This is a genomic window from Corynebacterium atrinae (assembly GCF_030408455.1).
In the GTDB taxonomy this organism is placed as follows: domain Bacteria; phylum Actinomycetota; class Actinomycetes; order Mycobacteriales; family Mycobacteriaceae; genus Corynebacterium; species Corynebacterium atrinae.
Map to the genome: position 1 here is coordinate 1,204,715 of NZ_CP046977.1, position 21,955 is coordinate 1,226,669.

17 protein-coding genes and 3 rRNA genes are annotated in these 21,955 nt (G+C 60.2%); 18 read left to right on the top strand and 2 right to left on the bottom strand.

Annotated features, from left to right (window positions below; translation table 11 throughout):
* Positions 1–177: 177 nt before the first annotated feature.
* Both CATRI_RS05985 and CATRI_RS05990 read right to left on the bottom strand, forming a co-directional pair.
* Positions 178–636, bottom strand: a complete 459-nt coding sequence (locus CATRI_RS05985) for a hypothetical protein (RefSeq protein ID WP_290220603.1) — start codon at positions 634–636, stop codon at positions 178–180.
* Between the two features lie 283 nt (positions 637–919).
* Entirely contained in the window at positions 920–1,276 is a 357-nt protein-coding gene (locus CATRI_RS05990) for a hypothetical protein (protein ID WP_290220605.1), read from the bottom strand.
* Between the two features lie 572 nt (positions 1,277–1,848).
* Between CATRI_RS05990 and argC the strand changes: the two genes are divergently transcribed.
* The 18 genes from argC (at position 1,849) to CATRI_RS06080 (ending at position 21,932) form a co-directional block, all read left to right on the top strand.
* A complete protein-coding gene (gene argC, locus CATRI_RS05995; protein WP_290220607.1) occupies positions 1,849–2,901 on the top strand; it encodes an N-acetyl-gamma-glutamyl-phosphate reductase in 1,053 nt (350 codons plus the stop codon).
* A 28-nt stretch (positions 2,902–2,929) separates the two neighbouring features.
* Positions 2,930–4,090 (top strand): bifunctional glutamate N-acetyltransferase/amino-acid acetyltransferase ArgJ, encoded by a 1,161-nt coding sequence (gene argJ / locus CATRI_RS06000; RefSeq protein WP_290220609.1) that lies wholly within the window; start codon positions 2,930–2,932, stop codon positions 4,088–4,090.
* A 12-nt stretch (positions 4,091–4,102) separates the two neighbouring features.
* Positions 4,103–5,038, top strand: a complete 936-nt coding sequence (gene argB, locus CATRI_RS06005) for an acetylglutamate kinase (RefSeq protein ID WP_290220611.1) — start codon at positions 4,103–4,105, stop codon at positions 5,036–5,038.
* 2 nt (positions 5,039–5,040) lie between these two features.
* Entirely contained in the window at positions 5,041–6,222 is a 1,182-nt protein-coding gene (locus CATRI_RS06010) for an acetylornithine transaminase (RefSeq protein ID WP_290220614.1), read from the top strand.
* A 1-nt stretch (position 6,223) separates the two neighbouring features.
* Positions 6,224–7,186: an ornithine carbamoyltransferase gene (argF, locus tag CATRI_RS06015; protein ID WP_290220616.1), complete on the top strand. Its 963-nt coding sequence runs from the start codon at positions 6,224–6,226 to the stop codon at positions 7,184–7,186.
* Entirely contained in the window at positions 7,183–7,659 is a 477-nt protein-coding gene (locus tag CATRI_RS06020; RefSeq protein ID WP_290220619.1) for an arginine repressor, read from the top strand. Before argF ends, CATRI_RS06020 begins: the two co-directional genes overlap by 4 nt.
* A 70-nt stretch (positions 7,660–7,729) precedes the next feature.
* Positions 7,730–8,929, top strand: coding sequence for an argininosuccinate synthase (locus CATRI_RS06025; RefSeq protein ID WP_290220621.1), 1,200 nt, complete (start codon positions 7,730–7,732; stop codon positions 8,927–8,929).
* Positions 8,930–10,363: an argininosuccinate lyase gene (gene argH / locus CATRI_RS06030; protein WP_290220623.1), complete on the top strand. Its 1,434-nt coding sequence runs from the start codon at positions 8,930–8,932 to the stop codon at positions 10,361–10,363. It abuts the gene before it with no gap.
* An 81-nt stretch (positions 10,364–10,444) separates the two neighbouring features.
* A complete protein-coding gene (locus CATRI_RS06035) occupies positions 10,445–10,636 on the top strand; it encodes a Trm112 family protein (protein WP_290220625.1) in 192 nt (63 codons plus the stop codon).
* A gap of 15 nt (positions 10,637–10,651) precedes the next feature.
* A complete protein-coding gene (gene tyrS / locus CATRI_RS06040) occupies positions 10,652–11,917 on the top strand; it encodes a tyrosine--tRNA ligase (RefSeq protein ID WP_290220627.1) in 1,266 nt (421 codons plus the stop codon).
* Positions 11,918–12,517: 600 nt separating this feature from the next.
* Positions 12,518–14,052: ribosomal RNA gene (locus tag CATRI_RS06045) — 16S ribosomal RNA — on the top strand.
* Between the two features lie 497 nt (positions 14,053–14,549).
* Positions 14,550–17,649 (top strand): 23S ribosomal RNA (locus tag CATRI_RS06050).
* 178 nt (positions 17,650–17,827) lie between these two features.
* Positions 17,828–17,945, top strand: a 5S ribosomal RNA gene (rrf, locus tag CATRI_RS06055).
* Together the 16S, 23S and 5S rRNA genes form the textbook arrangement of a ribosomal RNA operon.
* A gap of 119 nt (positions 17,946–18,064) precedes the next feature.
* On the top strand, positions 18,065–18,961 hold the full coding sequence (locus tag CATRI_RS06060; protein WP_435384186.1) for a hypothetical protein: 897 nt from the start codon (positions 18,065–18,067) through the stop codon (positions 18,959–18,961).
* Between the two features lie 17 nt (positions 18,962–18,978).
* On the top strand, positions 18,979–19,971 hold the full coding sequence (locus CATRI_RS06065) for an HAD-IIA family hydrolase (RefSeq protein ID WP_290220628.1): 993 nt from the start codon (positions 18,979–18,981) through the stop codon (positions 19,969–19,971).
* Positions 19,968–20,168 (top strand): hypothetical protein, encoded by a 201-nt coding sequence (locus CATRI_RS06070; RefSeq protein WP_290220630.1) that lies wholly within the window; start codon positions 19,968–19,970, stop codon positions 20,166–20,168. Before CATRI_RS06065 ends, CATRI_RS06070 begins: the two co-directional genes overlap by 4 nt.
* A gap of 10 nt (positions 20,169–20,178) precedes the next feature.
* Positions 20,179–21,003 carry a TlyA family RNA methyltransferase gene (locus CATRI_RS06075; protein ID WP_290220633.1) on the top strand — a complete coding sequence of 275 codons (825 nt, stop codon included), beginning with the start codon at positions 20,179–20,181 and terminating at the stop codon, positions 21,001–21,003.
* Complete coding sequence (locus CATRI_RS06080) at positions 21,000–21,932, top strand: NAD kinase (RefSeq protein ID WP_290220635.1); 933 nt, start codon at positions 21,000–21,002, stop codon at positions 21,930–21,932. The genes CATRI_RS06075 and CATRI_RS06080 overlap by 4 nt, the downstream gene beginning before the upstream one ends.
* Positions 21,933–21,955 lie beyond the last annotated feature (23 nt).

Below are 21,955 nucleotides of genomic sequence, written 5' to 3' on the forward strand. Positions count from 1 at the left end.
AATTTGTTCCTGACGTACGCTCCAAAGTCACCGGCCGATTATGGACATCCGGGGGCTTGCGGACAATTTCACTGCCACCTTGGCCCAGGGTGTTATTGCTCTTTGTCATGCCCCACTTTGAACGTCGACTCAGGTAGGGAAGATGATCTGCACCTAGCCAGGGCGCGAAAAATTGACTCAGTCATGTTGGCTCGGAGTCGATGCTGGTATTGAATCTCTGCGCTGAGGCCCCGGTGTGGTGCCCTTCTTGATAAAGGACTTTTGGATTCGATGTCGAACCAGGCACCTGCGCAGCCCCGTTGATGCCCCTGCAAGTAGGAGGGGTGGCCCTAGGTAGAACAGAAAGCCCAAGAACATCACCGGACCCGGGGGTAGCGCAATGAGAACCCCAGTGATTGCTGCGCCTAGGAGCACATAGACGAAGTCCCACAATTTGGAGTCGATCTGCGTGACTCCGAGCGGAAGACCGAAAAATATGGCGAGGGCTCCAAGCGCGATGAGGAAGTTGGCAGGTTCTGGGCTGGAGTCGTCGGGGACTAATTGGCCTTTCAGCAGGATTACGAAGCCCACCGCTATCGCTCCAATTTCGGCCCAGGGGACCGCGGCTACTCCGGAGAGGTAGAGGATCTGATCCATTGACAGACGTGCACTTCTCACAATGAACGCCTGCCTCTCTGGGCCTGGACCTCGATACTGGACGAGGGACTAATTCAATATGCAAAAGTAATCTTAGCGGATACAGTGGTTACGATGTCGTTCGGCGAATGGTAGCCACACCGCTGAGAGCAAGTCCCGATGACACACGAGCTGACTTGCGAAGACGGTCTCAACTTAGCGACGGGATGAGTCAACCTGGGGTAGTGAAAGACCAGATTTTACCCTGGGAAGGCGATCGTGGCGGTCCAACACCGAAAAGCCCTCAATTGTCCCCGGAAAAGTAGCCGGGAACCCAGTGGCGCCACAAAAAGTCGAAGTCATACTCGGGCAGTTCCGAAATGAGAGCTTTCTCAATCCAGAGGCCTTCGTCAGTCCACTCTTCAATATTGAAACCAGGACGCCATCTGAGTTGTCCATCAGGTCGATCCTCTCGTCCAAGGAAATTCTCATGCCATAGTCGGGTCCAGCGGTACAGGCGGTCACCCAACTCTTCAGATAACTCCATTTCATCTGGATAGGTTACGACGCGAGGTCCACTTCGTGGAAAGGGGACAATATCAGCCCATAGTGAGGTGGGGTGGCCGTATTCAGGCCTGAGGCACAGCAGGGGGTTGGTCATCAGTGGAGCCTTCCTTTATTAGTGCACCCGTCGCGACCTTTTCCAGTCGCCGCTTTTGAGTGGGCCACGGCCGATGTGGTGACCTGTTATGTCCCTTGTTTAATCGAGGGTGAAAACCTGCACTTCCCCAAAGAATCTATCAAGACCAAAGAAGTGGCCCGACGAGCTCAAAGCCCTCGCCATCATCTGACTGTCGAGGCTGTTCAGGGACTCGATGCTCGGCAGGGTGTCCTGTTCGGTGTCGCTGATCGTGCAGACGCCCTTGATGAGGGCGTCATGTGGGGGTCTCGTTCGAATTCGGCAACATAGGCGTCGATCTTGTCCGGGATGACGGTCTTGTCAGCTTGGGCGGTGGTTGTTGTGGGGATCGCGGCTGTGATCGTCACGAAGACCGTTGATGTGGTGGTTTTCCGCGTAGCCTTAAGGCGGTGCTCTTTGTCGGGGTCGGTGACATATGTGGCCATAACCATGCCATCAGCCGCTGGTGGAAGAAATGGATGCAACGGGGAAGCGTCAAAAATCGCATGCTGAATAGTTTGCATGAGGATGCATAAAGTGCTACATTGTTCGACATGGCATACAAGGTTGCAGTCGCAGGCGCTACTGGCTACGCGGGTGGGGAGATCCTCCGCCTGCTGCTCAGTCACCCCGCTTATGTCTCGGGTGAGCTAGAGATTGGGGCATTGACCGCCGGATCGTCGGCAGGTCAGGCGGTGGCGGAATTGATGCCCCAGCTGTCGCCGCTAGCCGACCGGATTATTGAGGACACTACTCCGGAGGTCTTGGCAGGCCACGATGTGGTGTTCCTTGCCCTTCCGCACGGCCATTCGGGTCCGATCGGTCAGGCGCTTGCTTCTGCTAACCCAGACACTGTCGTCATTGACTGTGCCGCGGACTTCCGGTTGCAGGATGCAGGGGAGTGGGAGCATTACTACGGTTCGGAGCATGCGGGCACGTGGCCGTATGGCATTCCGGAGTTGCCCGGTCACCGGGAAGAGCTGCAGGGCGCTACTCGGGTAGCGGTTCCGGGTTGTTTTCCCACCGGGGCGACGCTGGCCGCGCTGCCGGCAGTCGCGGGTGGGTTGATTACGCCGGACCTCGCCGTCGTTTCTGTCACGGGGGTTTCGGGGGCAGGCAAGAAGGCCTCTGTTGGTTTGCTCGGCTCGGAGGTCATGGGCAACCTCAAGGCTTACAACACGGCCGGGAAGCACCGGCACACTCCGGAGATCATTCAAAACCTTGCTGAGGTCACTGATGCCGAGGTCACCGTTAGTTTTACGCCGGTATTGGCTCCACTGCCGCGGGGGATACTCACCACGATTACGGCACCACTTGTCGAGGGTGTTACCCAGCAGATCGCCACGGAGACTTATCGGGCTTTCTACGCTGACGAGCCCTTTGTTCATCTGTTGCCGGAGGGGCAGCAGCCGCAAACCCAAAATGTCATGGGTAGCAACTACTGTCACGTGCAGGTCGAAGTTGATGAGCGATCGGGACGTTTGCTGATGACTTCGGCGTTGGACAACCTCACCAAGGGTACTGGCGGTGCGGCTGTGCAATGCATGAATCTTGCCCTCGGCCTCGAGGAGACGGCGGGACTTCTCGCCGTTGCCGTCGCCCCTTAGACTTCCCGCACACTTTCAGGAGAAAATCATGAGCTCCATCGGAATCACTGCGCCTGCTGGTTTCAGTGCTGCAGCATTGATCGCGGGCATTAAGCCCTCTGGTAATCCCGACATGGCCTTGGTGGTCAATGAGGGGCCGGAGTTTCATGCCGCAGCGGTGTTCACTCGTAACCGAGTGGTGGCGTCGCCGGTGAAGCTCTCGCGTGTGGCGATTGCTGATGGGCAGATCAAGGCGGTGCTGTATAACTCGGGCAACGCCAACGCCTGCAATGGCGTGCAGGGCGACGAGGATGCCGCGGAGTTGCAGCAGCAGGTGGCAGACCTGCTGGACATTGCCCCGACGGATGTCGGGGTGTGCAGCACCGGGCTCATCGGTGAGGTGCTGCCGATGGGAAGGATGCGCGCGGGCGTCGATAAGCTGTCGACCGTTTTGGGGGACAACGGTGAGGCGGCAGCTGAAGCCATCATGACCACCGATCTGGTGAAGAAGGAGACCGTGGTCAACGCTGAGGGCTGGACGCTCGGTGGCATGGGGAAGGGCGTCGGAATGATGTCGCCCTCACTAGCCACGATGTTGGTTTGCTTGACCACCGATGCCAGCGCCACGCCGGCGATGCTCGATGAGGCAGTGCGCGCGGCCAGCCACGTCACCTTCGACACCCTGGATATTGACGGTTCTACCTCGACCAATGACACGGTCTTTCTCCTCGCCTCTGGTGCTTCGGGAATCACCCCGAGCCAGGAAGAGCTCAACGCAGCGGTCCTGCAGGCCAGCGAGGACATCGCCCGGCAGATGCAGGCCGACGCCGAAGGCGTAACCAAGCGGGTGACCGTCACGGTGGAGGGAACGTCGACCGATGAGCAAGCCGTGAATGCTGCCCGGACTCTGGCACGCGACAACCTGTTCAAATGCGCCATGTTTGGATCGGACCCGAACTGGGGGCGCGTTCTCGCGGCCGTCGGGATGGCAGAGGCAGACATGGACCCCGACCATATTTCGGTGTACTTCAATGGGGAGGCAGTGTGCGTGAACACCACCGGCACCCCGGGCGCGCGCGACGTCGACCTCTCCGGCGCCGACATTGACGTGCTGGTCAACCTTGGCATCGACGGCCCCGGCCGTGCGACCGTCCGCACCACGGATCTCTCCCACGACTACGTGGAGATCAACTCCGCTTACTCCAGCTAGGAAACGCCTCACATGGATACACTAAGCAATCTCAGCAACGAAGCCCGGGCGCATGTCCTGGCCGAGGCTTTGCCCTGGCTGCAGCATTACCGCGACAAGATCGTCGTGGTCAAGTACGGCGGCAACGCCATGGTGGATGAGGACCTCAAGGCTGCTTTCGCCGCCGACATGGTGTTGCTTCGCACCGTTGGGGCAAAACCCGTAGTGGTGCATGGCGGTGGCCCGCAAATCTCTTCCATGCTTAAACGACTTGGCCTGGACGGTGAGTTTACCGGCGGATTCCGCGTAACAACCCCGGAGGTCATGGAGGTCGTGCGGATGGTGCTGTTCGGTCAGGTCGGCCGCGACCTGGTCGGCCTCATCAACTCGCACGGCCCCTACGCCGTCGGCACGTCCGGCGAGGATGCAGGCCTGTTCAGGGCGACAAAGCGCTACGTGGACGTCGGGGGAGTGCCCACCGACATCGGGCTCGTGGGTGATATCACCAACGTCAACCCTGAGGCGCTCATGGACATTATCGATGCCGGCCGCATCCCGGTCGTCTCCACCATCGCCCCAGGCGACGATGGGGAGGTCTACAACATCAACGCCGACACTGCTGCGGGTGCCCTGGCTGAGGCCATTGGGGCGGAACGCCTGGTCATCCTCACCAATGTCGAGGGTCTCTACACCGACTGGCCGAACCGGGACTCTCTGGTGTCGAAAATCCTCACCGCCGAGCTCGCCGAGGTCCTGCCGAATCTGGATTCGGGCATGATCCCCAAGATGGAATCATGCCTGCGCGCTGTGCAGGGCGGGGTGAGCGCCGCCCACGTCATCGACGGCCGCACCGCTCACTCCGTCATCCTCGAGCTGCTCACCATGGGTGGCATCGGCACGATGGTGCTCCCCGATGGCTACGACCGCGACGACTACCCAGCTGGCACCGTCTTTAGAAAGGACACCTGACCATGCCCCATGCCGTAGAACAATGGAACCAGGTGCTGATGAACAATTACGGCACCCCGCCGGTGGAGCTCGTCTCCGGGCACGGCGCCGTCGTGGTGGATGCCGATGGCCGGGAACTCATCGACCTCCTCGGCGGCATCGCCGTTAACTCCCTCGGACACGCCCACCCGGCGATCATCGAGGCCGTGACCTCCCAGCTCTCGACGCTCGGGCACGTATCCAACCTGTTTGCCTCCGAGCCCGTAGTCCGCGCCGCCACCGCGTTGAAGGAGAAAGTGGGCGATAACTCCACCCGCGTCTTCTTCTGCAACTCAGGGGCCGAAGCCAACGAAGCGGCCTTCAAGCTTGCTCGACTGACGGGGCGGGGTCGCATCTTGGCCGCCGTCCACGGTTTCCATGGCCGCACCATGGGGTCGCTGGCGATGACCGGCCAGCCGGACAAGCGGAAGCCCTTCGAGCCGATGCCCGTCGGCGTGGAGTTCTATCCCTATGGCGACCTCGACTACCTCACCAAACTCGTCGAAGTGAATCCGACGGACACGGCCGCCATCATCCTTGAGCCGATCCAGGGTGAGACGGGGGTGATCCCGGCGCCGGAAGGATTCATGCAGGGTATTCGGGATCTCTGCGACAAGCACGGCATCCTCATGATCGTGGACGAAGTCCAGACGGGTGTGGGCCGCACCGGCACCTTCTTCGCCTTCGAGCATGACGGGGTCCTGCCGGATGTCATCACCATGGCCAAGGGCCTCGGTGGTGGTCTGCCCATTGGCGCTACCGTCGCCCGCGGCGCAGCAGCCGAACTGTTTACCCCGGGTGCTCACGGCACGACCTTCGGTGGTAATCCCATTGCCTGCGCGGCCGCCAACGCGGTGCTGTCGATCGTCGATGACGCTTTCTGCGCTGAGGTCGCCCGCAAGGGAGAGGTGTTGGCGGCCAAGGTGTCCCAGATTGTCGGCGTGCAGGAAGTCCGCGGACGCGGACTGATGCTGGGGGTGGTGCTGGACCGCGACGTCGCCAAGCAGGCGGTGGCGAAGGGATTCGAACACGGCCTAGTGCTCAACGCCCCCGCTGCCAACGTCCTCCGGCTGACCCCGCCACTGGTGATTACCGACGAGGAGATCGCCACCGCGAGCCAAGCCCTCAATGATCTACTCGTCGAACTGAACTTCCAGGAGAATTAACATGACGCAACCCACTGTCCGGCACTTCCTCGCCGACGATGACCTGACCCCGGCTGAGCAGGCCCAGGTACTCACCCTTGCCGCTGAGTTGAAGAAGGCGCCGCTGTCCAAGCGTCCGCTTGAAGGTCCGCTGTCCGTGGCCGTCCTCTTCGATAAGACCTCCACGCGCACGCGTTTCTCCTTCGACGCTGGCATCGCTCACCTCGGCGGACACCCCATCGTCGTCGATGCGAGCCAGTCCCAAATGGGCAAGGGTGAAACCCTGCAGGACACTGCGGCGGTGCTGTCCCGCTACGTCGAGGCCATTGTGTGGCGGACCTTCGACCACGAGGGCTTCCACGCCATGGCCGAAACATCGACGGTGCCGATCATCAATTCCCTCTCCGATGACCTGCACCCGTGCCAGATCCTCGCGGACCTGCAGACGTGCGTGGAAAACCTCAGCCCCGAGGAGGGCCCGGCCGGTCTGCGCGGCAAGAAGGCCGTCTACCTCGGCGACGGCGACAACAACATGGCCAACTCCTACATGCTTGGATTCGCTACCGCGGGCATGGACATCTCGATCGTGGCGCCCGAAGGCTTCCACCCAGCTGAGCGCTTCGTCGAGCGGGCGAGTCAGCGAGCAGCGGAGACCGGAGCAACCGTCACCGTGACCTCTGACCTCGCCGAAGTCGAAGGCGCGGATGTCGTCATCACCGACACCTGGGTGTCCATGGGCCAAGAAAACGATGGCAAGGATCGCCGGACCCCCTTCCTGCCATATCAGGTCACCGAGGGGATCATGGGCCAGGCCAAAGATGGTGCGATCTTCCTGCACTGCCTCCCGGCCTACCGCGGCAACGAAGTGACCGCCGAGGTTATCGACGGCCCCGCCTCCCGCGTTTTCGACGAGGCGGAAAACCGCCTGCACGCGCAGAAGGCTCTGCTGGTGTGGTTGCTCGAGAATCAGCCGAATCCGCGATGAGTGTTCCGGCAACCCGCACTGCGAGGCAGGCGAAAATCCTCGACATCCTCGAGAAAACCCGGGTGTCCAGTCAGGTGCAACTGTCCGAACTGCTCCTCGACGAAGGCTTCGACATCACTCAGGCCACGCTGTCGCGGGACCTGGATGAACTCGGTGCCAAGAAGGTTCGCCCCGATGACGGGCGCGCCTATTACACGGTCGGCGCCGTCGAGCAAGCCTTGGCGGAGTCGCTGTCCGGGCCGAGGGAGAAGCTGCGAAGGATGCTCGATGAGCTCGTCGTCGCTGTCGATTCCTCCGGTAACACGGCGGTGTTGCGCACTCCGCCGGGCGCCGCGCAGTACCTGGCCAGCTTTATCGACCGGGTCTCCCTCGACGAGGTGGTGGGCACCATTGCCGGCGATGACACCATTTTTGTTCTCGCCCGGGAACCCATGACTGGGCACGAGCTGGGGGAGCTGCTCACCTCGCGGTGAGGCCCCGGTACTCTCTAATCCGTATCACCAATTACTTCCTGCAAGTACTTTCCTACAAGGAGAAATTTCCATGACTGCACGCGTCGTCCTCGCCTACTCCGGTGGCCTTGACACTTCCGTGGCCATCCCTTATCTGGCCAAGATGACCGGTGGCGAAGTTGTCGCTGTCTCCCTCGACCTGGGTCAGGGGGGCGAAGACATGGAGTCCGTGCGCCAGCGCGCGATCGACTGCGGTGCTGTGGAGTCCATCGTCATTGACGCCAAGGACGAGTTTGCCAATGAATACTGCCTGCCCACCATCAAGGCCAACGGCATGTACATGAAGCAGTACCCGCTGGTCTCGGCGATTTCCCGCCCGTTGATTGTCAAGCACCTCGTCGAGGCCGCCCGTGAGCACGGCGGCACCCACGTCTCCCACGGCTGCACCGGCAAGGGCAACGATCAGGTGCGCTTCGAGGTCGGCTTCCGCAACACCAACCCGGATCTGGAGATCATTGCTCCGGCCCGTGACTACGCCTGGACCCGCGACAAGGCCATCGCCTTCGCCGAAGAAATTGACCTGCCCATCGAGCAGTCCACGAAGTCGCCTTTCTCCATCGACCAGAACGTGTGGGGCCGCGCCGTCGAGACCGGCTTCCTGGAGGATCTGTGGAACCCGCCGACGAAGGACCTCTACTCCTACACCGAGGATCCTTCCCTGGGTAACGCCCCCGACGAGCTCATCATCTCCTTCGAAGGCGGCAAGCCCGTCGCCATCGATGGCCGCCCCGTCACCGTGCTGGAGGCAATTGAGGAGCTTAACCGTCGCGGCGGCGCACAGGGTGTTGGTCGTCTCGACATGGTCGAAGACCGTCTCGTCGGCATCAAGTCCCGCGAGATCTACGAGGCCCCTGGTGCCCTCGTCCTCATCAAGGCCCACGAGGCCCTCGAGGATGTTACCGTTGAGCGCGAACTGGCACGCTACAAGCGGCTTATCGACGCCCGCTGGTCCGAGGAGGTCTACGACGGCCTCTGGTACGGCCCGCTGAAGCGCTCCCTCGATGCCTTCATCGAGTCCACTCAGGAGCACGTCACCGGCGATATCCGCCTTGTTCTGCACGCTGGAAACATCGTGGTCAACGGCCGCCGCTCCAACCACTCGCTCTACGACTTCAACCTGGCCACTTACGACACCGGTGACACCTTCGACCAAACGCTGGCCAAGGGCTTCGTGGAGCTGCACGGACTGTCCTCCAAGATCGCCAACAGTCGGGACCGGGAGGCCAAGTAGATGGAGCAACACGGAACCAACGAGGGCGCCCTGTGGGGTGGCCGCTTCTCCGGTGGCCCCGCCGAGGCACTGTTCGCCCTGAGCGTGTCTACGCATTTCGACTGGGTGCTCGCCCCCTATGACGTGCTCGCCTCCCAGGCGCACGCCAAGGTTCTGCACTCCGCCGGTTTGCTGTCGGATGAAGACCTGCAGACCATGCTGGCCGGATTGCAGCAATTGGGTCGCGACGTCGCTGATGGTAGCTTCCGCCCCGCGCCGACCGACGAGGACGTCCACGGCGCCATGGAGCGCGGTCTCATTGACCGCGTCGGCCCCGAGGTCGGCGGCCGCCTGCGCGCAGGCCGTTCCCGCAACGACCAGGTGGCCACGCTGTTTCGCATGTGGGTCCGCGACGCCGTCCGCGGTATTGCGGTCGGCACGATTGAGCTTATCGACGCCCTCGTCGACCAGGCCGCACGCCACCCCGATGCCATCATGCCTGGCAAGACACACTTCCAGGCCGCCCAGCCCGTCCTGCTCGCACACCAGCTGCTCGCTCACGCGCAGCCGCTGCTGCGCGATGTGGAGCGGATCCGCGATCTGGATAAGCGCCTGGCCGTGAGCCCTTATGGTTCCGGGGCACTCGCGGGCTCGTCCCTCCAGCTCAACCCCGAGGCGATTGCCGCGGAGCTGGGCTTCGACTCGGCTGCCGATAACTCCATCGACGCGACCTCGTCGCGTGACTTCGCGGCCGAAACTGCTTATGTGCTGGCGCAACTCGCTGTCGATATGTCTCGCCTCGCCGAAGAAATCATCGCGTGGTGTACCCCCGAGTTTGGCTACGTCACCCTGTCTGACGCGTGGTCCACCGGCTCGTCGATCATGCCGCAGAAGAAGAACCCGGATGTCGCCGAACTCACTCGCGGCAAGACGGGACGGCTCATCGGCAACCTGGCCGGACTCATGGCGACGCTTAAGGCACAGCCCTTGGCCTACAACCGCGACCTGCAGGAAGACAAGGAGCCGATCGTTGATTCGATCGCCCAGCTCAACTTGCTACTGCCGGCCATGACGGGACTCGTCTCCACCCTCACCTTCCACGAGGATCGCATGCGCGAGCTCGCCCCCGCAGGATTCACCCTGGCCACAGACCTGGCCGAGTGGATGGTGCGCGAAGGCGTGCCGTTCCGCGAGGCGCACGAAGCCTCCGGCGCCTGCGTGCGCCTCGCAGAGGCGCGCGGCGTGGGTCTGGACGAACTCACTGACGCGGAACTGCAGGGCGTCGATAAGCGTCTGACGCCCGCTGTACGGGAAGTCCTCACTATCGACGGCGCCGTGGCCTCCCGCGCGACCCGCGGAGGAACAGCCGGTCCGCGAGTCAACGAGCAACGCGAACGCGTAGTCGAAGCGTCGAAGGCCCACCTGACGTGGGCAACGACGCCCGTGCGCGGCTAAGTTGCTTCCCAACCCCGACTCCTCGAACCCGAGGAGTCGGGGTTTTCCCGTCCCCACGACCGCCAGGTACCATGAGCCATTATGAGTCTTGATCCGCAACTGTTGGAGGTCCTGGCCTGTCCCAAGGACAAGGGCCCGCTGACCTATCTGGAAGATGAGAACGTCCTGGTCAACGAACGGCTCGGCCTCGCCTATCGCATTGACGACGGCATTCCCGTCATGCTCATCGACGAAGCGACCCCCTGGCCGCCGGCTTCCACCAACGAACAATAAAGGATCACCCATTTCATGAACATCATTGACGAGCTGAGCTGGCGCGGGCTCATCAACCAGTCCACCGACCTCGACAAGCTGCGCGAGGCGACCGAAGCTGGCCCCATTACGTTGTACTGCGGCTTCGACCCAACCGGGCCCTCCCTGCATGCCGGACACCTCGTGCCGCTGCTCATGCTCCGCCGCTTCCAACAGGCCGGGCACCGACCTCTCGTTCTCGCCGGTGGCGCCACGGGAATGATCGGCGATCCGCGCGATGTCGGCGAGCGCACCATGAACTCCGCCGACACCGTCGCCGACTGGTCCAGCCGCATTTCCGGCCAGCTGTCCCGCTTCGTCTCCTTCGACAGGGACAATGCTGCCCAAATGGTCAATAACAACGACTGGACCAAGAACCTCTCCGTCATCGCTTTCCTGCGAGACATCGGTAAGCACTTCCCGCTCAACACCATGCTGGCGCGCGATACCGTCAAGCGCCGCCTGGAAAACGACGGGATCTCCTACACCGAGTTTTCCTACATGCTGCTGCAGGCCAACGACTTCGTGCAGCTTCGACGCAATTTCGACTGCACTTTGCAGGTCGGTGGTGGCGACCAATGGGGCAACCTCATTGCCGGTGTGGACCTCGTCCGCCGCATGGACGGCGAGGCAGTTCACGCCTTGACCGTGCCACTAGTGACGGACTCCGAAGGTAAGAAATTTGGCAAATCCACCGGCGGTGGATCCCTGTGGCTTGACCCGGAGATGACGAGCCCCTACGCGTGGTACCAATACTTCATCAACGCCGCCGATGCCGATGTCATCCGCTACTTGCGCTGGTTTACTTTCCTCACCCAAGAGGAACTCGACGAGCTTGAGGTCGAGGTTGCCGAGCGCCCCTTTAAACGCGAGGCCCAAAAGCGCCTCGCTCGGGAGATGACCAACCTGGTCCACGGCGAAGAAGCTACCGCTGCCGTGGAGTTGGCTGCGCAAGCGTTGTTTGGGCGTGCTGAGCTCAGCGACCTTGATGAAAAGACGCTGGCCTCTGCCGTGTCCGAGACCCAGGTGTTCGAGGTCTCGGGCGACCAGCCGCGCACGATCGTCGACCTGTTGGTTGGCTCTGGTCTTGCTGACTCTAAGGGCGCCGCTCGCCGGTCTGTGAAGGAGGGTGGCGTCTATGTCAACAATGTCCGGGTGGACAGTGATGAGTGGGAGCCTGCCGCCGGCGATCTGTTGCACGGATCGTGGTTGGTTCTACGGAGAGGGAAGAAGAACTTCGCTGGCGTCCGAGTGATCGGATAGCGGTCTCCTTCCGACTGATATCTGTGCCCCTACCTGGCGATTTGCCGGGTTGGGGCGTTTCCAGTAACTTAGTCCAAGTCGCCGAGCAGGGCCGCGGGAAACCGAGACACTGTGAAGATGACACGGAGATTAACCAAGAGTTGACTTTGATTGAAGAGTTGAACTAAAGTCGGATCTCCAGCCGCAGACGACGAGCCCTTGGGTGAGGAGCTGCGTGCGGATGTTGTGTGAGAACTCAATAGTGTGCCAATGTACTTTTGTTTGTGATGATGATTGTGCTGTTGGCCAGCTGTGCCCTCCGGCGTGTTGTTTGGTGGGTGTGGTTGGTGTGTGCCGGGTGGTACCTCTTCTTGGATCGGGTGCCACGGTAAATAACGCGCCATGTGCATGTCCTTGCCTGTGTGGTGGGGTGTGTGGGTGGTGAGTGTGTCCGGTACGTGCAGTGATGTATATCGTTGTCGTATATTTTTTTGCCCACCTTGTATCTTCCCCGTCGGGTTGTGGGGGTGGGTGTGAGCAGTTGATGATTTTTTAATCGTTGGTTGTTTGTTTTTTGGTTGGGTTTTGGGCTCTGCCTGGAATTGTTTCTTCTGAAATTTTTTTATGGAGAGTTTGATCCTGGCTCAGGACGAACGCTGGCGGCGTGCTTAACACATGCAAGTCGAACGGAAAGGCCTCAGCTTGCTGGGGTACTCGAGTGGCGAACGGGTGAGTAACACGTGGGTGATCTGCCTCGTACTTCGGGATAAGCTTGGGAAACTGGGTCTAATACCGGATATAACCTTCCTTTAGTGTGGTGGGTGGAAAGTTTTTCGGTACGAGATGAGCCCGCGGCCTATCAGCTTGTTGGTGGGGTAATGGCCTACCAAGGCGTCGACGGGTAGCCGGCCTGAGAGGGTGGACGGCCACATTGGGACTGAGATACGGCCCAGACTCCTACGGGAGGCAGCAGTGGGGAATATTGCACAATGGGCGCAAGCCTGATGCAGCGACGCCGCGTGGGGGATGACGGCCTTCGGGTTGTAAACCTCTTTCGCTAGGGACGAAGCTGCCCTTTGTGGGGTGGTGACGGTACCTGGATAAGAAGCACCGGCTAACTACGTGCCAGCAGCCGCGGTAATACGTAGGGTGCGAGCGTTGTCCGGAATTACTGGGCGTAAAGAGCTCGTAGGTGGTTTGTCGCGTCGTCTGTGAAATTCCGGGGCTTAACTCCGGGCGTGCAGGCGATACGGGCAATACTTGAGTGCTGTAGGGGAGACTGGAATTCCTGGTGTAGCGGTGAAATGCGCAGATATCAGGAGGAACACCAATGGCGAAGGCAGGTCTCTGGGCAGTAACTGACGCTGAGGAGCGAAAGCATGGGTAGCGAACAGGATTAGATACCCTGGTAGTCCATGCCGTAAACGGTGGGCGCTAGGTGTAGGGGTCTTCCACGACTTCTGTGCCGTAGCTAACGCATTAAGCGCCCCGCCTGGGGAGTACGGCCGCAAGGCTAAAACTCAAAGGAATTGACGGGGGCCCGCACAAGCGGCGGAGCATGTGGATTAATTCGATGCAACGCGAAGAACCTTACCTGGGCTTGACATATACGGGATCGCCGCAGAGATGTGGTTTCCCTTGTGGCTCGTATACAGGTGGTGCATGGTTGTCGTCAGCTCGTGTCGTGAGATGTTGGGTTAAGTCCCGCAACGAGCGCAACCCTTGTCTTATGTTGCCAGCACGTTATGGTGGGGACTCATGAGAGACTGCCGGGGTCAACTCGGAGGAAGGTGGGGATGACGTCAAATCATCATGCCCCTTATGTCCAGGGCTTCACACATGCTACAATGGTCGGTACAACGCGTTGCCAGCCCGTGAGGGTGCGCTAATCGCTGAAAGCCGGCCTCAGTTCGGATTGGGGTCTGCAACTCGACCCCATGAAGTCGGAGTCGCTAGTAATCGCAGATCAGCAACGCTGCGGTGAATACGTTCCCGGGCCTTGTACACACCGCCCGTCACGTCATGAAAGTTGGTAACACCCGAAGCCAGTGGCCCAACCTGTTTACAGGGGGGAGCTGTCGAAGGTGGGATCGGCGATTGGGACGAAGTCGTAACAAGGTAGCCGTACCGGAAGGTGCGGCTGGATCACCTCCTTTCTAAGGAGCTTAAATATTTTTCTCACTCACGTTGAGTAGTCACCATTTTCTTGCTGGTCACAGTTGTGGTCGGTGGGTGTGTGTCTGGTGGGTGGTTGGTGGTTGGTGGTCACAAGTGTTGACCCGCCATCGTAAATTATCGGGTGGATCGCATACCACGTGTGGTTGACAGGTGATTGTTGTCGCAAGCGTAAATTATGGTGCATTGGCATGCTGTTGGGTGTCTGGGACAACATCGTTTTTGTTGTTTCGTGATCATGTCTGTGTCGCATCGTCGTGTCTGACCTGGGTTTATGTCCTGGTGGGTGGTGGTGTGGTGTGGGGGTGGTGTGTTGTGTGAGAACTGTATAGTGGACGCGAGCATCTTTATTTTTGGTAGAGAGCATTTTGTAAGTGTTTTGTGTTGTGTGTTCACCGCACACGCGCTGGTTGCCTTGGTTCCTTGGTGTGCCCTTTTTTTGGGTGGGCTGGGGGTTGGGTGGTTGGTGTGTGTGGGTGTGTGTTTGTGTAAGGGCACATGGTGGATGCCTTGGCATGCTGAGCCGATGAAGGACGTGTGAGTCTGCGTTAAGCCTCGGGGAGTTGACAACTAAGCGTTGATCCGAGGATGTCCGAATGGGGGAACCCGGCCATCGTTATGGGTGGTCACCTCACGATGAATTCATAGTCGTGGTGGAGGTTGACGCGGGGAAGTGAAACATCTCAGTACCCGCAGGAGAGGAAAATAAATAATGATTCCGCTAGTAGTGGCGAGCGAACGTGGATGAGGCTAAACCGTGTGTGTGTGTGATACCTGACAGGGGTTGCGCATGCGGTGTTGTGGGATGCACCTGTGGTGGGGCTGTTGACCCGCCGCGCATGATCATGAGTTGAGCGGAAGTGGTTTGGGATGGCCTGCCGGAGTGGGTGAGAGTCCCGTACGTTAATAGCTTGTGGTGTGTGTTGGTGTTGTCCCGAGTAGCAGCGGGCTCGTGAAATCTGCTGTGAATCTGCCGGGACCACCCGGTAAGCCTAAATACTCAGTGTGACCGATAGCGGATAGTACCGTGAGGGAATGGTGAAAAGTACCCCGGGAGGGGAGTGAAATAGTACCTGAAACCATGTGCTTACAATCCGTCAGAGCACCTCTTGTGTGTGATGGCGTGCCTTTTGAAGAATGAGCCTGCGAGTCAGCGGCATGTCGCGAGGTTAACCCGTGTGGGGTAGTCGTAGCGAAAGCGAATCCTAACGAGGGTGTTGTTAGTGGCATGTCCTGGACCCGAAGCGGAGTGATCTACCCATGGCCAGTGTGAAGCAGAGGTAAGACTTTGTGGAGGCGCGAACCCACTTAGGTTGAAAACTGAGGGGATGAGTTGTGGGTAGGGGTGAAAGGCCAATCAAACTCCGTGATAGCTGGTTCTCCCCGAAATGCATTTAGGTGCAGCGTTGTGTGTTGCTTGCTGGAGGTAGAGCTACTGGTTGGTTGAGCGGGACGACAATCTTAGCAATGTCAGCCAAACTCCGAATGCCGGTTAAGTTGAGCACAGCAGTGAGACTGTGGGGGATAAGCTTCATAGTCGAGAGGGAAACAGCCCAGATCGCCGGCTAAGGCCCCTAAGCGTGTACTAAGTGGAAAAGGATGTGGGATCGCGAAGACAGCCAGGAGGTTGGCTTAGAAGCAGCCATCCTTGAAAGAGTGCGTAATAGCTCACTGGTCGAGTGGTTCTGCGCCGACAATGTAGTGGGGCTCAAGTACACCGCCGAAGCCGCGGCAACAACCCGCCTTTTGGGGTGGGTGTTGGGTAGGGGAGCGTCGTGCACAGCTGTGAAGCGTTACCGTGAGGGGGCGTGGAGTGTGTGCGAGTGAGAATGCAGGCATGAGTAACGATTGATGAGTGAGAATCTCATCCGCCGGATGACTAAGGGTTCCTGGGTCAAGTTCGTCTTCCCAGGGTGAGTCGGGACCTAAGGCGAGGCCGACAGGCGTAGTCGATGGACAACCAGTTGATATTCTGGTACCCGTGTATGTGCGCCCATGTGTGAATCAGTGATACTAACCGCCCGCGATCATCGCCTGACTGCAGTTTTGCTGTGGTTGGTGGTGTGAGTGCGTGGGGCCTGAACTGGTAGTAGCCAAGTGATGGGGTGACGCAGTGGGGTAGCTAAGCCACTTATTGGATTGTGGTGTAAGCGTGTGGCACGAGGGGAGTGGTAAATCCGCCCCTCATTTAGTGTGAGGCGTGATGCGTAGCCCCTTTGGGGTGAAGTTGGTGATCCCGTACTGTCGAGAAAAGCCTCTAGCGATGTATGTATATGGCCCGTACCCTAAACCGACACAGGTAGTCAGGTAGAGAATACTAAGGCGTTCGGGTGAACTGTGGTTAAGGAACTCGGCAAAATGCCCCCGTAACTTCGGGAGAAGGGGGGCCACTGTTGGTGACACATCTTTGCGGTGTGGTTGCTGGTGGTGGTCGCAGAGAATAGAGGGAAGCGACTGTTTATTAAAAACACAGGTCCGTGCGAAAACGTTGAAGTTGAGGTATACGGACTGACGCCTGCCCGGTGCTGGAAGGTTAAGAGGACCTGTTAGATCTCACTTGTGGGGTCGAAGCGGAGAATTTAAGCCCCAGTAAACGGCGGTGGTAACTATAACCATCCTAAGGTAGCGAAATTCCTTGTCGGGTAAGTTCCGACCTGCACGAATGGCGTAACGACTTCCCTGCTGTCTCAACCACAGGCCCGGTGAAATTGCAGTACGAGTAAAGATGCTCGTTACGCGCGGCAGGACGAAAAGACCCCGGGACCTTCACTATAGCTTGGTATTGGTGTTCGGTTCGGTTTGTGTAGGATAGGTGGGAGACTTAGATCATGTGACGCTAGTTGTGTGTGAGTCGTTGTTGAAATACCACTCTGATCGGATTGGATACCTGAACCTTGGCCCATGATCTGGGTTGGGGACAGTGCCTGGTGGGTAGTTTAACTGGGGCGGTTGCCTCCCAAAATGTAACGGAGGCGCCCAAAGGTTCCCTCAGCCTGGTTGGTAATCAGGTGGTGAGTGTAAGTGCACAAGGGAGCTTGACTGTGAGAGTGACAGCTCGAGCAGGGACGAAAGTCGGGACTAGTGATCCGGCACCTACTTGTGGAAGTGGTGTCGCTCAACGGATAAAAGGTACCCCGGGGATAACAGGCTGATCTTCCCCAAGAGTCCATATCGACGGGATGGTTTGGCACCTCGATGTCGGCTCGTCGCATCCTGGGGCTGGAGTAGGTCCCAAGGGTTGGGCTGTTCGCCCATTAAAGCGGCACGCGAGCTGGGTTTAGAACGTCGTGAGACAGTTCGGTCTCTATCCGCCGCGCGCGTAGAAACTTGTGGAAGGCTGTCCCTAGTACGAGAGGACCGGGACGGACGTACCTCTGGTGTGCCAGTTGTTCCGCCAGGAGCAGGGCTGGTTGGCTACGTACGGAAGGGATAACCGCTGAAAGCATCTAAGCGGGAAGCCTGTTTCGAGATGAGGTTTCATGTGAGGTCCCCTGGAGATGACGGGGTTGATAGGCCAGATCTGGACGCATTGTAAGGTGTGGAGGTGACTGGTACTAATAGACCGACGAAACACACGCGCACGCTTGAGTGATTGAGTGTGGTGGTGTTGCGCAACGTAACAAAAATAAACCAATGATCGCCCTTGTGGTGGTTGGTTCGCGTCCATTATGCAGTGTCTGACACAACACATCGTGTCACGAAACAGTTCACGTGCCTTGCCTTGTGTGGGGTGGGTGGTGTTGTTTCGGTGGGTGTGTCGGTGGTTGATGGCAGCAGGGAAACGCCCGGTCCCTTTCCGAACCCGGAAGCTAAGCCTGGTTGCGCTGATGGTACTGCACCTGGGAGGGTGTGGGAGAGTAGGTTACCGCCGACACTAAAAACTTAAAAGAGGAATGACAGGCGCGGCCTACCGAGTTGAGAGTCTTCTCCTCGGTAGGCCGCGCCTGTCGTCATTTGTGCCCCCTTAGGGGCTTTTTTGGGAAGAATGGTTCTATGTCTGATCGTCCGTCACGTGACCGCAACCAGTCCAACAACCGCAAGCCCTCCCGGGGCGACCGCGACAACCGGGGTGAGCGGGGAGATCGTGCTGACCGCGGTGGCCGTCCAGATCGCCGTGGGGGACAGGGCGACCGTCGGCACGCACAGCGAGCCGGCGCGGAGCATTCTTCCTCCAACCGTTCCGCACCGCAGCGCTCAGGATTCCGCGAGGAGCGCCTGAACAAGCGGCTGACGGAACCGGATCTGCCGGCTGACATTGATATCCATGATTTGGATCCGATGGTTCTGCAAGACCTGAAGGTGTTGTCCAAGGACAATGCGGAGGGCGTGGCCAAGCACATGATTATGGCTGCCACCCTCATGGAAGATGATCCGCAGTTGGCGTTGCGTCACGCGCAGGCGGCGAAGAACCGCGCTGGTCGCGTCGCTGTCGCCCGGGAGACCAATGGCATTGCTGCCTATCGGGCAGGAGAGTGGAAGGAAGCGCTGGCGGAGCTGCGCGCAGCGCGCAGGATGTCCGGCGGTCCAGGGTTGCTGGCGGTCATGGCTGATTGTGAGCGTGGCCTCGGCCGGCCCGAGAAGGCAGTTGAGTTGGGTCGTTCGGAGGAGGCTCGTCAGTTGGACGCTGAGGGCAAGGTCGAGCTGGCGATCGTCGTTGCCGGTGCACGCTTGGACATGGGTCAGGTTGATGCCGCGGTGGTGACCCTGCAGCGTTTGGAGCCATCGCTGGATGCGACCGGCCCCATCGCCGCCCGCCTCTCCTATGCCTACGCGGACGCCTTGGCCGCGGCGGGTCGGGTGGATGAGGCCAAAACGTGGTTTAGCCACGCCGACAAGATCGACGAGGATGAGCTGCTTGATGCTGCCGATCGTCTCGAGGAACTGGGCTAACAAGTAGAGTCGTGGGCATGAGTCTTCTCGCTTCACATGATGCCCTACTGCTGGATCTCGACGGAACCGTATGGGAGGGCGGGCGAGCTATTCCCGGTGCGGTAGAAGCTATTTCGGGTGCCGCTGCGGCTGGGGTCGACAGCATGTATGTCACCAATAACGCGATGCGCGGCCCCGGGGCGGTGGCGGAGAAATTGCGTGCCATTGGGCTGGAGACGAGCGAAGCGAACGTGGTTACCTCGGCGCAAGCTGCCATCGATATGGCTGCAGAGCATCTGCAACCCGGAGACAAGATTCTCATCGTCGGCACGGATTCTTTTCGGGCGCTGGCCATTGATGCGGGCTACGTGGTTGTCGATAGCGCCGAGGATGAGCCGAAAGCCGTGCTGCAGGGCATGAATCCGGACCTGGGATGGCGGGAGCTGTCCGAGGCCGCACTCGCCATCCGTCAAGGGGCACGTTACTTCGCATCTAATTTGGATACGACGCTGCCCACTGAGCGCGGCCTGATGGTCGGCAACGGATCGATGGTGGCGGCCGTGGTCACGGCCACTGAGGTTGCTCCGCAGTCGGCTGGGAAGCCCGGCCCGGCGATGTTCTATTCAGCCGTCAACCGGCTTGGGGCGAAGTCGCCGCTGGCCGTGGGTGATCGCCTCGATACGGATATCCAGGGCGGCAACGCCGCGAAGATGCCCACCTTCCATGTCCTCACCGGGGTCTCTGGCGAACTCGCGCTCATCGAAGCGCCAGAGGATCAGCGCCCAACCTACATCGGCGAGACGCTGCTTGATCTCCACCAAGCTCCGGAGAACCTTCAGCCCGGCGCTCAGGGTGGGTTTACCGCTCGGATTGACGGTGCGGATATTCTCCTGGAGCGGGGAACCCCGGAGTCGACGTCCATCGAGGCCCTTCGGACGGTGTTGGAAGTCGCCTGGGCGGGGAAGAAGGAGCCTGCGCTCATCCGCCCCATGTCGGAGGATGCTGCTCGTGTCGTTGCTGGGTGGCGGTGACGAACCCAGTGGTCAATCCAGCGGAGCTTGCCCGCAGGGCAAGCGAAGGCCAGTCGCATCGGTTGAGTCCGGCGGACGTCGATAAGCAGATCGAGGAGATCCTCGGCGAGACGGCCGAGGGGCTTGCAGCGGAGGCCGAGCAGCTCACCCGGGCGCACGCGGTGTTGCACCGGGCTTTGCAGGACAACGAGGGGTAGGAGGGCGCGGATGGCCGTGTCACGGCGGCGTCTTGACGCCGAGCTAGTGCGCCGTAAGATCGCTCGTTCGCGCGAGCAGGCCGTGGAGATGATCAAGGCTGGTCGGGTGATCGTCGGGGGCTTCCCGGCGCTGAAGCCGGCGACGGTGGTGGAGCCGGAGGTCTCCATCCGCGTGGAGGATTCCGGCGATGAGAACTGGGCGTCGCGGGGGGCGCACAAACTGCTGGGGGCGCTGGAGGCCTTCGAGCCGTTGGGCCTATCCGTGAAAGGGAAGAAAGTCCTGGATGCGGGTGCGTCGACGGGTGGATTCACCGACGTCCTGCTTCGTCGCGGCGCGAGGGAGGTCGTCGCCGTCGACGTTGGCTATGGACAGCTGATCTGGCGCTTGCAGGACGATAAACGCGTGACGGTGCTCGACCGGACGAACATCCGCAACCTCACCCAGGAGATGATGGACGGTCCCGCCGAGCTCATGGTCGGTGACTTGTCCTTCATTTCTCTTCGCCTAACTCTCCCGGCGATCGCCGATTCCTTGGTTGTCGGTGCGGACCTGTTGCCCATGGTGAAGCCACAGTTTGAAGTCGGTAAGGATCGTCTGGGCAACGGCGGTGTGGTGAAGAGCCCACAACTGCGCGCGGAGGTGACAACGGAGGTCGCTCAGTTTGCCCAAACGCTGGGATTGAGCTGCCACGGAGTGGTGGCCTCGCCGCTGCCGGGTCCGAGCGGGAACGTAGAATACTTCCTATGGCTGGTCAAGGATGGCGGCAAGACAGCCCCCACGCCGGAACAACTCAATGCCATGATCGACACGGCCGTCCAGGAAGGACCCCAGTGAGCGCACCGACGACAGCCCGCACGGTATTGCTCGTCCCCCACACGGGACGGAGTTCTAACATCTCCGCTGCTGAGCGCACTGCGGAGCTGCTGCAGGCGGCCGGCATTAAGGTCAGGGTGCTGGTCCATCAGGATGGCCGCCCGTTGGAAGGCAGTGAGATTCTCTCACCGCTGGAGCGCGTCACCCATTCCCAGACGGCCGCCGAGGGCTGCGAGCTGGTGCTGGTGCTGGGCGGCGACGGCACGTTCCTGCGCGCCGCTGACCTTGCCCACGCTGTCAACTTGCCGGTTCTTGGCATCAACCTTGGACATGTCGGCTTCCTCGCCGAGTGGGAGGCGGAGTCGCTGGATGAGGCAATCCGGCGGGTCATTGATCGCGAGTACCGCATTGAGGACCGCATGACGATCGATGTCACGGTGTTGGACAACGACTTGGAGGTCATTGGTCGAGGCTGGGCGCTCAACGAGGTCAGCGTGGAAAACCTCAACCGGCGCGGCGTATTGGATGCCATCCTCGAGGTCGACGGGCGCCCGGTGTCGTCGTTTGGGTGTGACGGAGTCCTTATTTCCACCCCGACCGGTTCGACCGCGTATGCCTTTTCCGCTGGTGGTCCCGTATTGTGGCCGGAGCTCGATGCGATTTTGGTCGTGCCGAACAATGCGCACGCGCTGTTCACCAAGCCGCTGGTCGTGTCCCCGTACTCCACCGTTGCGGTCGAATCGAACCCCGATGCGTCGCCCGCGATGGCGGTTATGGATGGCTTCCGCCCGATTCCCATGCCGCCGGGATCGCGGGTCGAGGTGGTGCGCGGGCGTCGTTCTGTGCGGTGGGTGCGCCTGGATAACTCCACGTTCACGGATCGATTGGTGACGAAGTTGCGGCTGCCGGTGTCGGGATGGCGAGGTCCGCGGACCTCGACGAAGAACTAGCACGAGTGTTCGCGTAGGCTGGC

Coding starts and splice junctions, on each gene's coding strand:
- CATRI_RS05985 (WP_290220603.1), bottom strand. CDS start 636: ATGGATCAGATCCTCTACCTCTCCGGAGTAGCCGCGGTCCCCTGGGCC.
- CATRI_RS05990 (WP_290220605.1), bottom strand. CDS start 1,276: ATGACCAACCCCCTGCTGTGCCTCAGGCCTGAATACGGCCACCCCACC.
- argC (WP_290220607.1), top strand. CDS start 1,849: ATGGCATACAAGGTTGCAGTCGCAGGCGCTACTGGCTACGCGGGTGGG.
- argJ (WP_290220609.1), top strand. CDS start 2,930: ATGAGCTCCATCGGAATCACTGCGCCTGCTGGTTTCAGTGCTGCAGCA.
- argB (WP_290220611.1), top strand. CDS start 4,103: ATGGATACACTAAGCAATCTCAGCAACGAAGCCCGGGCGCATGTCCTG.
- CATRI_RS06010 (WP_290220614.1), top strand. CDS start 5,041: ATGCCCCATGCCGTAGAACAATGGAACCAGGTGCTGATGAACAATTAC.
- argF (WP_290220616.1), top strand. CDS start 6,224: ATGACGCAACCCACTGTCCGGCACTTCCTCGCCGACGATGACCTGACC.
- CATRI_RS06020 (WP_290220619.1), top strand. CDS start 7,183: ATGAGTGTTCCGGCAACCCGCACTGCGAGGCAGGCGAAAATCCTCGAC.
- CATRI_RS06025 (WP_290220621.1), top strand. CDS start 7,730: ATGACTGCACGCGTCGTCCTCGCCTACTCCGGTGGCCTTGACACTTCC.
- argH (WP_290220623.1), top strand. CDS start 8,930: ATGGAGCAACACGGAACCAACGAGGGCGCCCTGTGGGGTGGCCGCTTC.
- CATRI_RS06035 (WP_290220625.1), top strand. CDS start 10,445: ATGAGTCTTGATCCGCAACTGTTGGAGGTCCTGGCCTGTCCCAAGGAC.
- tyrS (WP_290220627.1), top strand. CDS start 10,652: ATGAACATCATTGACGAGCTGAGCTGGCGCGGGCTCATCAACCAGTCC.
- CATRI_RS06060 (WP_435384186.1), top strand. CDS start 18,065: ATGTCTGATCGTCCGTCACGTGACCGCAACCAGTCCAACAACCGCAAG.
- CATRI_RS06065 (WP_290220628.1), top strand. CDS start 18,979: ATGAGTCTTCTCGCTTCACATGATGCCCTACTGCTGGATCTCGACGGA.
- CATRI_RS06075 (WP_290220633.1), top strand. CDS start 20,179: ATGGCCGTGTCACGGCGGCGTCTTGACGCCGAGCTAGTGCGCCGTAAG.